The sequence below is a fragment of the Allobosea thiooxidans genome, assembly GCF_900168195.1.
Classification (GTDB): Bacteria; Pseudomonadota; Alphaproteobacteria; order Rhizobiales; family Beijerinckiaceae; genus Allobosea; species Allobosea thiooxidans.
In genome coordinates this window covers 565249-577448 of record NZ_FUYX01000002.1, presented here as the reverse complement: position 1 = coordinate 577448, position 12200 = coordinate 565249, and the positions used below count along the sequence as shown (strand labels likewise).

General features: G+C 69.0%; 14 protein-coding genes and 1 tRNA gene. 9 read left to right on the top strand and 6 right to left on the bottom strand.

The window, feature by feature from the left end:
* Positions 1-93: 93 nt before the first annotated feature.
* The 4 genes from B5Y19_RS05795 to rpsU all read right to left on the bottom strand — a co-directional run bounded on the left by B5Y19_RS05795 (position 94) and on the right by rpsU (position 2391).
* Positions 94-786 carry a hypothetical protein gene (locus tag B5Y19_RS05795; protein ID WP_055730848.1) on the bottom strand — a complete coding sequence of 231 codons (693 nt, stop codon included), beginning with the start codon at positions 784-786 and terminating at the stop codon, positions 94-96.
* Between the two features lie 48 nt (positions 787-834).
* Entirely contained in the window at positions 835-1395 is a 561-nt protein-coding gene (locus B5Y19_RS05790) for a sigma-70 family RNA polymerase sigma factor (RefSeq protein ID WP_055730849.1), read from the bottom strand.
* Positions 1396-1667: 272 nt separating this feature from the next.
* On the bottom strand, positions 1668-2042 hold the full coding sequence (locus B5Y19_RS05785; protein ID WP_055730850.1) for a DUF6481 family protein: 375 nt from the start codon (positions 2040-2042) through the stop codon (positions 1668-1670).
* Positions 2043-2127: 85 nt separating this feature from the next.
* Complete coding sequence (gene rpsU, locus B5Y19_RS05780) at positions 2128-2391, bottom strand: 30S ribosomal protein S21 (protein WP_055730851.1); 264 nt, start codon at positions 2389-2391, stop codon at positions 2128-2130.
* 275 nt (positions 2392-2666) lie between these two features.
* On the opposite strand from rpsU, the gene proB reads away from it, so the two are divergent.
* From proB to B5Y19_RS05735, 9 genes are all read left to right on the top strand, one after another.
* Entirely contained in the window at positions 2667-3800 is a 1134-nt protein-coding gene (proB, locus tag B5Y19_RS05775) for a glutamate 5-kinase (RefSeq protein ID WP_411914142.1), read from the top strand.
* Between the two features lie 110 nt (positions 3801-3910).
* Positions 3911-5152, top strand: coding sequence for a glutamate-5-semialdehyde dehydrogenase (locus B5Y19_RS05770; protein WP_055730866.1), 1242 nt, complete (start codon positions 3911-3913; stop codon positions 5150-5152).
* Between the two features lie 15 nt (positions 5153-5167).
* Positions 5168-5779 carry a nicotinate-nucleotide adenylyltransferase gene (locus B5Y19_RS05765; protein WP_055730853.1) on the top strand — a complete coding sequence of 204 codons (612 nt, stop codon included), beginning with the start codon at positions 5168-5170 and terminating at the stop codon, positions 5777-5779.
* A 181-nt stretch (positions 5780-5960) separates the two neighbouring features.
* A complete protein-coding gene (rsfS, locus tag B5Y19_RS26405) occupies positions 5961-6260 on the top strand; it encodes a ribosome silencing factor (RefSeq protein WP_055730854.1) in 300 nt (99 codons plus the stop codon).
* Positions 6261-6282: 22 nt separating this feature from the next.
* Positions 6283-6762, top strand: a complete 480-nt coding sequence (gene rlmH, locus B5Y19_RS05755; protein WP_055730855.1) for a 23S rRNA (pseudouridine(1915)-N(3))-methyltransferase RlmH — start codon at positions 6283-6285, stop codon at positions 6760-6762.
* 131 nt (positions 6763-6893) lie between these two features.
* The gene (locus B5Y19_RS05750; protein WP_055730856.1) at positions 6894-8210 is read left to right on the top strand and encodes a murein hydrolase activator EnvC family protein; all 1317 of its coding nucleotides are present in this window, start codon (positions 6894-6896) and stop codon (positions 8208-8210) included.
* Positions 8210-9568 (top strand): S41 family peptidase, encoded by a 1359-nt coding sequence (locus B5Y19_RS05745; RefSeq protein WP_055730867.1) that lies wholly within the window; start codon positions 8210-8212, stop codon positions 9566-9568. Before B5Y19_RS05750 ends, B5Y19_RS05745 begins: the two co-directional genes overlap by 1 nt.
* Positions 9569-9659: 91 nt before the next feature.
* Positions 9660-10895 (top strand): divergent polysaccharide deacetylase family protein, encoded by a 1236-nt coding sequence (locus B5Y19_RS05740; protein WP_055730857.1) that lies wholly within the window; start codon positions 9660-9662, stop codon positions 10893-10895.
* A complete protein-coding gene (locus tag B5Y19_RS05735) occupies positions 10892-11404 on the top strand; it encodes an RNA pyrophosphohydrolase (protein ID WP_055730858.1) in 513 nt (170 codons plus the stop codon). The genes B5Y19_RS05740 and B5Y19_RS05735 overlap by 4 nt, the downstream gene beginning before the upstream one ends.
* Before the next feature lie 17 nt (positions 11405-11421).
* Here B5Y19_RS05735 and B5Y19_RS05730 read toward each other — a convergent pair whose 3' ends face one another.
* Both B5Y19_RS05730 and B5Y19_RS05725 read right to left on the bottom strand, forming a co-directional pair.
* Positions 11422-12009 carry a hypothetical protein gene (locus B5Y19_RS05730; RefSeq protein ID WP_055730859.1) on the bottom strand — a complete coding sequence of 196 codons (588 nt, stop codon included), beginning with the start codon at positions 12007-12009 and terminating at the stop codon, positions 11422-11424.
* Between the two features lie 100 nt (positions 12010-12109).
* A tRNA-Arg gene (locus B5Y19_RS05725) sits at positions 12110-12186 on the bottom strand.
* Positions 12187-12200 lie beyond the last annotated feature (14 nt).

The window sequence follows — 12200 nt, the reverse complement described above, 5'->3', positions numbered from 1 at the left end:
GAATCACTGCGAGCCGATCCGGACGACAGCATCGCCTGGCCCTCCTGTGACGGGCGCATCATGCCATGGGGCCCGCGACTGGCGCCAGCGCGATCACGGCGACGGCGCGACGAAGCTGACGATGGCGGTCTCGCTCTTCATCCGCGCCGCGATCGCATCGACCTGGGCGGCGGAGAGCGAGGCGTCGCCGACACGCACCTTGAAGAAGCCGTTGGCCCGCGGACCGTCGACGACCGAGGCATCGAAACGCTTGAAGAAGGAGGCGATGTCCCCGGCCTTGGCATCCGGCGCGAAGCTGAGCAGGACATAGCGCTCCGAGGCCCGCGCGCCGGGCGCCGAGGCCGTCTGGTAACCGCCGCCCTCGCGCAAGGCGAGGCTGGTGATCGCGACGCCCTGGAAGGCGATCAGCGCGGCCGCGGCCACGCCGGCATAGGCGAGCCGGCGCGGCGGCTGGCCTGCCAGCAGCGAGCCGAGCCAGCCCAGGAAGCCTCGCCCCATCCCGTCCGTCGCCCGCGCCAGCAGCGGCGCCGGGCCGGCGGCGGTCTCGATCTCGGCCATCAGCTTCTCGAGGGCGCGGTGCGACGGCGCTCCCAGGCTTTCGTTGAGCAGTACGGTCTCGGCCATGTCGTCGCGGATGAGGTCGAGCCGGGCGGCGAGTTCGGCATCCGCCGCGAGCGCGGCCTCGACGCGGCGCTTGTCGGCGTCGGCGATGCGCCCGTTGGCGTAGAAGGGCAGCAGCTCCTCGAGCTCGCGGCGCTTCGGGTCGCTTGCGATGCTGTCGCTCATCACGCCACTCCTTGGGCGGTCGCGCCGCGCCTCATGGAACCGAAAGTCTCAGGGCCAGCCACGATCGATGCCAGCGGCCTTGAGCATCTCGCCCAGCTTCTTGCGGGCGTGGAAAAGCCGGGTCTTGACGGTGTTCTCGGGGATACCGACGATCCGCGCGACCTCCTCGACCGAGGTCTCGTGGTAATAGACGAGGTCGATGACCTCGCGATGCTCGGCCGAGAGGCGCTGCAGGCAGGCGCGGATGGCGAGACCCTTGTCCTGCTTCTGCAGCACGATTTCGGGACCATCGGATTCGTCCTCGAGGCTTTCGGCGTAATCCTCGTCGAGCTCGGCGTCGCGACGCTTGCGCAGGAGCGACCAGGCCTTGTTCCGGGCGATGGCGAGCAGCCAGGTCGACACCGAGGCACGCGCCTCGAAGCGATCCGCCTGTCGCCACAGATCCATGAACACGTCACTGATCACATCCTCGGCAAGCGTCTCGTCGCGGACGAGCCGCAGCACGAAACGATAGACCCGCACCTGGTGCCGCGAAAACAGCACCTTCATCGCGAGCCTGTCGCCCGAGGCGATCCGCTTGACCAGATCCTCGTCCGATTCCGTATGCATCGCCCCTCGAAGGCCAGGCATCCCGGCTCGCACCCATTCGTCGCGGCGAGCGGGGAAAAGGTTCAACCGGCGCGCACATTAATCCGCACCGACGGTTTTGCCGATAGGTCAGGAGGGGGAAAACGGGCTTGTTTGCCCGAAAAAGCGACGACCGCCCGGCGCGGCAGCGGCGATCACGGTTAAGCGGATATGAAAAGGGGCGCCGCGGCGCCCCAGATCTTCCAGATACGGATTGCCGCTCCGCTTGCCGGGCAAGCCGATCGGCGCAGGCTCTAGCGGCGTTTACCGGCCGTGCGCATCTGCATGTACTGCACGGCTTCCAGCAGCACCTTGCGCGGACGCTCTGCATCGCGCTTGGCCTGCTCCGCCTTGCGGGCCGCCTCGCGGGCGAGCTCTTCCTGGCGCTTCTCTTCCTCGATGCGCGCACGCTCGATCGCCTCCAGGCGCTCCTTCTCGGCCCGGATCTTCGCCTTCTCGGCTTCGCGCTCGGCGCGGGCCTGGGCGATGGCTTCCCGCTCCGCGCGTCGCTGCACCATGACCGGGTCGTCGGCCTTCGGCCGGGCCTTGAAACGCTCCAGCAGAGCCTTCTTGGCGTTGGCGGAATTGGACTGGCGGTCGGTGAAGCTGCGGTCGTTCGGGTTCTTCAAGGGTGATCTTCTCTCGGGTTGTTACGGGTTGTCTTTCGGCCCGCGCGGGCGGAATAGTCCAGATCGAGCCGGATTGGTATCAAAATCAACGCGCGGCGGCCCCGCTTCCAGCGCGCAGCGAGCGGTTTTTCGGTCGTGGTCCGGCGATGAGCCCTTCCTTGCGCGCCTGCTTGAGCGCCGCCTTGCGGGCCCGGCGGATCGCGCTGGCCTTTTCGCGAATACGACGTTCGGACGGCTTTTCATAGGCCCTCCGCTGCCTCATCTCGCGCATGACGCCCTCGCGCTGGAGCTTCCGCTTCAGAACACGCAAGGCTTGGTCGACATTGTTGTCGCGAACGAGAACCTGCATCGAGTCTCCTTTCATGGCCGAAAGCCCGCGCCGGCCATGCAGGCCGTAGCGGCGGGCGGTTCTGACGTGGCGAAGGGCCGCGCTCGGCCTCGGCGGGCTCCCGCGAGGGCTCGGGACGAAAAATGCGCGGCCGGCAGAGCCCGGATATGGGTGCGAGGGCCCCGATCTTCAACCGAAGCGGCCCCGGATGCATGCCGGGCGCCCCGGCCCGGCGCCCCGACAGCTTTACAATCGCCCGGTTTTCCCCAACAGGCAGAGAGCTGCCGCAACGGATCATCTGCCCCGTGAAGACGCCTTCGCTCTCCGAGTTCCGCCGCATCGTCGTCAAGGTCGGCTCCAGCCTGCTGGTCGACCGGGCTCGCGGCCGGCTGCGCCATGCCTGGCTTGCCGCCCTCGCCGAAGACCTCGCCGAGCTGCGTCAGCGCGGCGCCGACGTGCTCGTCGTTTCCTCCGGCGCGATCGCGCTCGGGCGCACGGTCCTCAACCTGCCCTCCGGCCCCTTGAGGCTGGAGGAGAGCCAGGCCGCTGCCGCCGTCGGCCAGATCGCGCTCGCCCGCAACTGGGCCGAGGCGCTCGCCGCCCATGGCCTCACCGCCGGGCAGATCCTGCTGACGCTGGCCGATACCGAGCAGCGCCGCCGTTATCTTAACGCGCGCGCGACGCTCGGCCGCCTGCTCGACCTGCGCGCCATCCCCGTCATCAATGAGAACGACACCGTCGCCACCACCGAGATCCGCTATGGCGACAACGACCGGCTCGCCGCCCGCGTCGCGACCATGGCCGGCGCCGACCTGCTGGTGCTGTTCTCCGACATCGACGGGCTCTACACCGCCCCGCCCGCCAAGGACCCGTCCGCCCGGCACATCCCGGTCGTCGAGCGCATCACGCCCGAGATCGACGCCATGGCCGGCGGAGCCGCTTCCGAGCTCTCGCGCGGCGGCATGCGCACCAAGATCGAGGCCGGCAAGATCGCGATCGCCGGCGGCACCCACATGCTGATCGCCGACGGGCGGGCCAAGAACCCGCTGGCGAGCATCGCCGGCGGCGGACGCTGCACCTGGTTCCTCACCGCTTCGACGCCGGCCACCGCGCGCAAGACCTGGATCGCCGGCACGCTGGAGCCGCGCGGCACGCTGCATGTCGATGCCGGCGCAGCCCGCGCCTTGCGCGGCGGCGCGAGCCTGCTGCCGGTCGGCGTTGCCCGCATCGAGGGCGAGTTCGCGCGCGGCGACGCCGTGCTGATCCGCGATCCCGACGGGCAGCTGCTTGGCCGCGGCCTCGTCGCCTATGATGCAGGCGAGGCCGCGCTCGTCCTCGGCAAGGCTTCGCGCGATATCGAGACGGTGCTCGGCTATCCCGGACGCGCCGAGATGATCCACCGGGACGACATGGCGCTCGGCCTGGGCTAAGCTTTGTGCCGGATTGGCTTTTACCGATGGCTTCTGGGCTGGGTGACATGACGGGCGACAGCGCATTGCGCATCATCGCGACGAACGAGGCCGGCGATGTCGGGCTCGTGATGCGGGAGTTCGGCAGGAAGGCGCGCGCCGCCGCGCGCAAGGTCGCGCTCAGCCCGGCCGCGCAGCGCAACGCCGCCCTCCTCGCCATGGCCGATGCGTTGCGCGCCCGCAAGGCGCAGATCCTCGCTGCCAATGCGCAGGACCTTGCCGACGGCAAGGCGGCGGGCTTGAGCGCCTCCTTCATCGATCGCCTCGCCCTCGACGAGAAGCGTCTCGCCGCCATCGCCGACGCCGTCGCCGAGGTCGCGACCCTGCCCGATCCGCTCGGGCGCGTGCTGGCGGAATGGACACGGCCGAACGGCCTGCGCTTCGAGCGCGTCGCCACGCCGCTCGGCGTCATCGCCGTGATCTTCGAGAGCCGGCCGAACGTCACCGCCGATGCCGGGGCGCTCTGCCTGAAGAGCGGCAACGCCGCGATCCTGCGCGCGGGTTCGGATTCCTTCCGCTCCTCGTCCGAGATCGCCGCCGCCATGCGCGCGGGGCTGGAAGCCGCCGGCCTGCCGGCCGACGCGATCCAGCTCGTACCGACGCGCGACCGCGCTGCCGTCGGCGCGATCCTCGCCGGGCTCGACGGCAATGTCGACGTCGTGGTGCCCCGCGGCGGGAAGAGCCTCGTCGCCCGCGTCCAGAGCGAGGCGCGTGTGCCGGTCTTCGCCCATCTCGACGGCAACTGCCATGTCTATGTCGATGCCGCGGCCGACCTCGCCATGGCGCGCGAGATCCTGCTCAACGCCAAGCTGCGCCGCACCGGCGTCTGCGGCGCGGCCGAGACCCTGCTCGTCGACGAGGCTGCGGCCGCGACCCATCTGGCCCCGCTCGTCACCGCCCTGCTCGATGCCGGCTGCGCCGTGCGCGGCGACGCCGCCACCCAGGCGGTCGACGCGCGCGTGACGCCCGCGAGCGAAGAAGACTGGTCGACCGAATATCTCGACCGCATCATCGCGGTGAGGAGCGTCGCCGGGCTGGACGCCGCGATCGACCATGTCGAGCGCTATGGCTCGCATCACACCGATGCGATCGTCACGGCCGATGAGGCCGCCGCCGCCCGCTTCCTGGCGGAGGTCGATTCGGCGATCGTCATCCACAACGCCTCGACCCAGTTCGCCGATGGCGGCGAATTCGGCTTCGGCGCCGAGATCGGCATCGCCACCGGCCGGATGCATGCGCGCGGCCCGGTCGGCGTCGAGCAGCTCTGCGCGTTCAAATATCGCGTCCACGGCGCCGGCCAGACCAGGCCCTGAGGCGAAGCTCGCGGCATGTCGAACTCGCATCTGCGCCTGCCGCCCCATCCGCCGGGCCTGTGCATTGGCCTGTTCGGCGGCAGCTTCAATCCTGCCCATGACGGCCATAGGCTGGCGAGCCTCACCGCGCTGCGCCGCCTCCAGCTCGACAGCATCTGGTGGCTGGTCACGCCCGGCAACCCGCTGAAGGACAATGCGAGGCTGCCCTCGCTCGCCGAGCGCGTCCGCCAGGCGCGCGGCGTCGCCGGCCATGCCCGCATCAAGGTCACCGGCATCGAGGCGACGCTGCGCACCCGCTACACCGCCGACACGCTGCGCGCGCTGAAACGGCGTTGCCCCGGTGTCAATTTCGTCTGGATCATGGGCTCGGACAATCTCGCCGGCTTCCATCGCTGGGCCGAGTGGCGGACCATTGCCCGGATGATGCCGATCGCGGTGATCGACCGGCCGGGCTCGACCCACGGCGCCATGGCCTCGCCGGCCGCCAGCTGGCTCTCGCGCTGGCGCCTCTCCGAGAACCGGGCGGCGGTTCTGCCGCACACTCGGCCGCCGGCCTGGGTTTTCCTGCATGGCAAGCGCTCGGCGTTATCCTCCACGATGCTGCGCCAGAAGGCGGGCCGCGATTGAATTCCGAGGCTTCCCGGCTTATTTTGGCTGTGTCGCGCCAAGAGCGCGTCGTGATCGAGAGGATACGTCACTGAACCGTCAAAACCTTGGTGAAGCCGAGCCGAAGCCGCTTCCCCAGGCCGCTATCGCGGACAATCCCTCCGCCGATAGCATCGCCCTCGCGCAACATGTTCTCGAGGACATGAAGGCCGAGGACATCACGGTGATCGACCTCGTTGGCAAGACGTCGCTGGCCGATGCGATGATCATCGCGTCCGGCACCGTCAATCGCCACGTCGCCGCCATCAGCGAGGCCTTGATCGAAGCCCTCAAGAACGCCGGGAAGCCTTCGCCGCAGGTCGAGGGAATGCCGGCTTGCGACTGGGTGCTGCTCGACACGGGCGACATCATCATCCACGTCTTCCGGCCGGAAGTGCGCCAGTTCTACAATCTCGAGAAGATGTGGGGCACCGACAGGCCGAACGAGCGCCTCGCGAACTGACGACTTAGCACGAGGCTTGCGCATGCGGCTCGCGGTCATCGCCGTCGGCCGGCTCAAGGACGGGCCGGAACGGGAGCTCTGCGAGCGTTATCGTGAGCGGGGCCTCGCGCTCGGCCGCGGCATCGGGCTGGGCGGCCCCGAGATCGTCGAGATCGCCGAGAGCCGGGGTCGGCGGCCCGAAGAGCGCAAGCGCGAGGAAGCCCAGGCAATTCTTGCGAAGGCGCAACCCGGCCTGCTGATCGCGCTCGACGAGCGCGGCCGCCAGCTCGGCAGCGAAGCCTTCGCCGCACGCATCGCCGCCGCCCGCGACTCCGGGACCGGCCATGCCAGCCTCATCGTCGGCGGCGCCGACGGCCTGAGCGAGGAGATCCGCGACAAGGCGGATATCACGCTGGCCTTCGGCGCCCTGACCATCCCGCACCAGATCGTGCGTGCGCTCGTGCTCGAACAGCTGTATCGCGCGATGACGATCATCGCCGGCCACCCCTATCATCGCGCATGAGCCCGTTCCGGCCCCTGATTCGCGCTGTCTTGGAGGCTTCGGCTGCGCGGCTGCACAGGCCGTCATTGCCAGCGCAGCGAAGCAATCCAGGAGGACGCAGGGCGCGGCCGCCGCTGGATTGCTTCGTCGCGATGCTCCTTGCGATGACGGTGTGCTTCGCAACGGCTCCCTCATCCGCCCAGACGAGCCAGCCCGATCCCGAGGCGCTCGCCCGCGAGGCGATGCAGAAGCTGGTCGAGAAGCAGGCGCGCGAGGCCGAGCTCAAGGCGATCGAGCAGCGCCTCGCCGGAAACGCCGACGCCCGCGCCAGCCTTGAAAAAGAGATCGCCTCCATCCGCGCCGACCGCGCCGCGCTCAACAAGGCCCTGCTCGACACCACCGCGCGGACCCAGGCCGGCGAGGAACGGCTCGGCGCGCTGGAGAAGCGTCTCGCGCTGCTGCAATCAAGCGAGACCGCGATCCGCCGTTCGCTCGAAGGCCGGCGCGGCCTGATCGCGGAGGTGCTCGCCGCACTGCAGCGCATCGGCCGCCGGCCGCCGCCGGCGGTGCTGGTGCGCCCGGAGGACATCCTCGAAGCCGTGCGCGCCTCCATGCTGCTGGGCGCCGTCGTCCCGGATCTGCGCCAGGAGATCGAGATTCTCGCCACCGACCTCGCCGAGCTGGTGCGCCTGCGCGACGGCATCGGGGTCGAGAAGAGCCGCATCGGCGAGGAGATGGAGCAGCTGGCGGGCGAGCGTCAACGGCTTGCCTCGCTGATCGAGGCGCGACGCGGGCGCGAAGCCAGCGCCGCAAAGGACGTCGAAGCCCAGCGCGCGCTCGGCAGCGAGCTCGCCGGCCAGGCCCGCTCGATGCGCGACTTCGTCGAGAAGATCGAGAAGGAGATCTCGGTCGCCAACAAGGCGGCCGAGGCCGCGCGCCAGGCGATCGAGCAGGAGACGCGCGAGCAGCGCGAGCGCATGACCGCCCTGGCCTTCAGGGATCCGGCCCGGCTCGCCCCGAAGATTGCCTTCGCCGACGCCAAGGGCCTGCTTTCCCTGCCCGTCGCGGGATCACGATTGCGTGGTTTCGGGGCTCCGGACGGCGCCGGGGGCACGATTCGCGGAATTTCACTCGAGACCCGCCCCAACGCCCTAGTTTCGGCGCCTTCGGACGGTTGGGTGGTCTATGCAGGTCCCTTCCGCTCCTTCGGGCAACTCTTGATCCTGAACGCAGGCGGGGGATACTACATATTGCTTGCCGGCATGCAGCGGATCGATGTCGCGCTCAATCAGTTCGTCCTGGCGGGGGAGCCGGTTGCGACGATGGGCGAAACATCGGAAGCTGCCGCGACGACAGTAGGAGTGGGAACCGGGCAGCCGGTCCTCTATATCGAATTCAGGAAAGACGGCGTCTCGATCGATCCGACGCCGTGGTGGACGAAATCGCAAGGCGAAAAGGTTCGCGGATGATGCGCAAGGTTTCCCTCGTTCTCGCCGGCGCCATCATGGGCGCGGGCCTGACCGGACTGGCCACCCAGACGCGGTTGCTCAGCTCGACCAGCGCCGTGGCCGCCTCGGCCGAGGTCTACCGCAGCCTGAATCTGTTCGGCGACATCTTCGAGAAGATCCGGACCGACTATGTCGACAAGCCGGACGAGCAGAAGCTGATCGAGGCCGCCATCAACGGCATGGTCTCGTCGCTCGACCCGCATTCGAGCTATCTCGACTCCAAGGCCTTCCGCGACATGGATACCGACATGCGCGGCCAGTTCGGTGGCCTCGGCATCGAGGTGACGATGGAGGACGGCGTCCTCAAGGTCGCCAAGCCGATCCGGGACACGCCCGCCTCCAAGGCCGGCATCCTGGCCAACGACATCATTCGCCAGATCGACGGTACCGAGGTGAAGGGCCTGTCCCTCACCCAGGCGGTCGAGAAGATGCGCGGGCTCATCAACACCCAGGTCACGCTCAAGATCGAGCGCCCGGGCAAGGCCGAACCGCTCGAATTCACCCTGACCCGCTCGACCATCGTCGTGCCCGCGGTCGAGGAGCGGGCCGAAGGCGACATCGGCTATATCCGCATCGGCACCTTCTCCGAGCAGACCTATGACGGCCTGCGCAAGGCGATCGACAAGCTCACCAACGAGATCGGCGCCGACAAGCTCAAGGGCTACGTCATCGACCTGCGCAACAACCGCGGCGGGCGTCTCGACCAGTCCGTGCTGGTTTCCGACGCCTTCCTCGAGCGCGGCAAGATCGTCTCGACCCGCGGCCGCAACGCCGAGGAGACCCAGGTCTTCAACGCCAAGTCGGGCGATCTCACCAAGGGCAAGCCGGTCGTCGTGCTGATCAACGGCTCCTCCGCCTCGGCGGCCGAGATCGTCGCCGGCGCACTGCAGGACCACAAGCGCGCCGTCGTGATGGGCACGCGCTCCTTCGGCAAGGGCTCGGTCCAGACCGTGATCCCGCTCGGCTCCAATGGCGGCCTGCGCCTGACCACGGCGCGCTACTACACGCCGTCGGGCAACTCGATCCAGGCCAAGGGCATCACGCCGGACATCGAGGTCCAGCAGGACATCCCGCAGGAGATCAAGGACAAGCTCGTCGAGAACAAGGGCGAAGCCTCGCTGAAGGGCCATCTCAAGGCCGGCGAAGGCGAGGAGCAGTCCGGCTCCGCCTCCTACGTTCCGAACGATCCGGCGAAGGACACCCAGCTGATCGCCGCCTTCAACCAGCTGCGCGGCGTCAAGAAGGACGCCGCCGTTCCGGCCGACAAGCCCGCCGCCGCGCCGGCCCCGGCGCCCGAGGCGCCGAAGCAGCCGAACTGACGCCGGGCTCGACGCCGGGCCTCTTAGGCGACAAGACTAGCGCGCGGGCCGCTGATTCGGGTCCGCGTCGCAACCTCGAGGACGGCTGACCTTGGCCGGAACGCCGCTGACGGAGCTCAATCGGCCGCTCGGCCAGGATCGGGCCGGGCCATCCGGCAAGCCGTGGAGTCGCTGGCTCGCGACGGGCGCCGCCGCTTGCGTCGGCACCGTGATCCTCGGGCTCCTCCTGATGGTGGCTATTCATCGCGACCCCCATGGCGGCGAGCCGGTCGCCATCGCCTCCATTGAGAAACGCGTGGCGCCGGCCTCCACCACCCTGTCCGGCCCCGATCCCTCCCCGACCGCGCATGGCCCGGCCAGCGCCGCCCAGCTCGAAGACAGCGCGGGTGTCACCGTCGTGCGCGCGGGCGAGGACGCGCCGGGTGCCATCGTCATCACTGTTCCCGATGCTGCGGGCGCGATCCGGCTGGCGCCGGCCCCCGACAACCGCCTAGTCGAGCGCAGCCGCTACGGCCTGCTGCCCAAGCTCGGGCCGGACGGTGCGGCCCCGGCCAAGATCTATGCCCGCCCGCTCGGGGCGGAGCCGGCGACGAAGCCGGCCGGCCGCATCGCCTTGCTGATCGGTGGGCTCGGCATCAGCCAGAGCGGCACGGCCGACGCCATCGCAAAGCTGCCTGGGCCGGTCTCGCTGGCTTTCGCCCCCTATGGCAACGAGCTCGAGCGCACCGTCCAGCGGGCTCGCGGCGAAGGCCACGAGGTCTTCCTGCAGCTCCCGATGGAGCCGTTCGACTATCCCGACAACGACCCCGGCCCGCACACCCTGCTTACCGGCCCGAAGGCGCAGGACAATATCGACAAGCTGCATTGGTCGCTCGGCCGCTTCACCGGCTATGTCGGCATCGTCAATTTCCTGGGCGGAAGGCTTACCTCCGATGAAGTCGCCCTCTCTCCGATCCTGCGCGAATTCGCCGGCCGCGGCCTGATGGTGGTCGATGACGGCTCCTCGCCGCGCAGCCTGCTTGCCGGCGCCGCCACGCGCGCCCAGATCCCCGCAGTGAAGGTCGACCGCGTCATCGACGCCGTCGCCCGCGCCGATGCGATCGACAAGGAGCTGGCCGCACTGGAGACCCTGGCGCGCGACCAGGGCGTCGTGGTCGCGGCGGCCAGCGCCCTGCCGGTCTCGATCGAGCGGATCAGCCGCTGGGCCCAGTCGCTCGAGGCCAGGAAGATCGCGCTGGTTCCGGTCAGCGCCGCCCGCGGCTTCCGGAACCCCAAGACGACCGGATCCGTTTCCACCGGATCCCTATCCGCCGGATCGCAGCGATGACCGAGACCGCACCCGAAGGCTACCGGCCCTGCGTCGGGCTCGCCCTGTTCAATGCGCAAGGGCTCGTCTTTGTCGGCCGGCGCGCCAATAAGAGCCAGCGCGAGCATGTCGCGCCGGGCTATGCCTGGCAGATGCCGCAAGGCGGAATCGACAAGGGCGAGACGCCGCTCGAGGCCGCCCGTCGCGAGCTCGCCGAGGAAACCAACGTCACCTCGGTCGAGCTCCTCGCCGAGGCGCCGGGCTGGCTGAGCTACGACCTGCCTGCCGACATCGGCAAGGAAGCCTGGAAGGGCCGCTGGCGCGGCCAGGCACAGAAATGGTTCGCCTTCCGGTTCGTCGGCGCCGAGGACGAGATCAACATTCTGACCCCGGCGGGCGGGCACAAGGCCGAGTTCGACGCCTGGCGCTGGGCGCCGCTCGACGAGACCCCCGGCCTGATCATCCCCTTCAAGCAAGGCGTCTACCACCAGGTCGTCCGGCATTTCGCCCCCTTCGCGACGCGGGGCTGACCGGCCGGCTGCTGTCGTCACTGCATGGTGTAGACGACGCGCCCGATCCAGTAGAGCTGGTAGGCCAGATGCACGGCCGCCATGGCGATCTGGACGCCACGGCCGGCAAAGATCGAGGCGATCAGGCAGAGCGTCAGCCCCAGCGGCACCTGGACCAGGTAATCCGCGCTGAGCTGGTTCCAGTGCGCTTCGCCTTTGATCAGCGTGTCGACCACGTCGAGCACGAAGGCCGCCGCCATCAGCCCGAAGAACCAGCGCCGCCGCCGGATGAAGAAATCCTCGTAGCCGGCATATTCTGAGATGCTCTCGGGGAACAGCAGCGCTGACAGCAGGTAGAGCACGACCGCGTAGCCGATCAGGAACAGGTAGATGCCGAAGCTCCAGGCCGGCATCCGCGAGAGCCCGAACTCCCACCACCAGAACAGCACGAGCTCCAGCAGGATCGAGCCGACCCAGAGCATGTGGAGCAGCGAGACGCGCTGGCGGCCGGGATGCTGGATGAAGCCAGCGAGCCCGGTCAGCATCCGGGTGATGCCGAGGCCGATGACCATGCCCATCACGATCCGGACATGGGTGAAGAGTTCGTGCGCCGAGGCGGTCTCCATGCCCCGTGCTTAGAACATCGGATCGGAAAGGGGAATCCGTCCGCCGCGACAATCGAGGCCGCTCGCGGCGGCGTTATCGAATGCGGGCTGGAGTGGGCAATGGCGTCCCGGAAGGGATTCGAACCCCTGACCTACGGTTTAGGAAACCGTTGCTCTATCCTGCTGAGCTACCGGGACGCACGCAAACCCGT

Coding starts and splice junctions, on each gene's coding strand:
- B5Y19_RS05795 (WP_055730848.1), bottom strand. CDS start 786: ATGAGCGACAGCATCGCAAGCGACCCGAAGCGCCGCGAGCTCGAGGAG.
- B5Y19_RS05790 (WP_055730849.1), bottom strand. CDS start 1,395: ATGCATACGGAATCGGACGAGGATCTGGTCAAGCGGATCGCCTCGGGC.
- rpsU (WP_055730851.1), bottom strand. CDS start 2,391: ATGCAGGTTCTCGTTCGCGACAACAATGTCGACCAAGCCTTGCGTGTT.
- B5Y19_RS05770 (WP_055730866.1), top strand. CDS start 3,911: ATGCGGGAGTTCGGCAGGAAGGCGCGCGCCGCCGCGCGCAAGGTCGCG.
- B5Y19_RS05765 (WP_055730853.1), top strand. CDS start 5,168: ATGTCGAACTCGCATCTGCGCCTGCCGCCCCATCCGCCGGGCCTGTGC.
- rsfS (WP_055730854.1), top strand. CDS start 5,961: ATGAAGGCCGAGGACATCACGGTGATCGACCTCGTTGGCAAGACGTCG.
- rlmH (WP_055730855.1), top strand. CDS start 6,283: ATGCGGCTCGCGGTCATCGCCGTCGGCCGGCTCAAGGACGGGCCGGAA.
- B5Y19_RS05750 (WP_055730856.1), top strand. CDS start 6,894: ATGCTCCTTGCGATGACGGTGTGCTTCGCAACGGCTCCCTCATCCGCC.
- B5Y19_RS05745 (WP_055730867.1), top strand. CDS start 8,210: ATGCGCAAGGTTTCCCTCGTTCTCGCCGGCGCCATCATGGGCGCGGGC.
- B5Y19_RS05735 (WP_055730858.1), top strand. CDS start 10,892: ATGACCGAGACCGCACCCGAAGGCTACCGGCCCTGCGTCGGGCTCGCC.
- B5Y19_RS05730 (WP_055730859.1), bottom strand. CDS start 12,009: ATGGAGACCGCCTCGGCGCACGAACTCTTCACCCATGTCCGGATCGTG.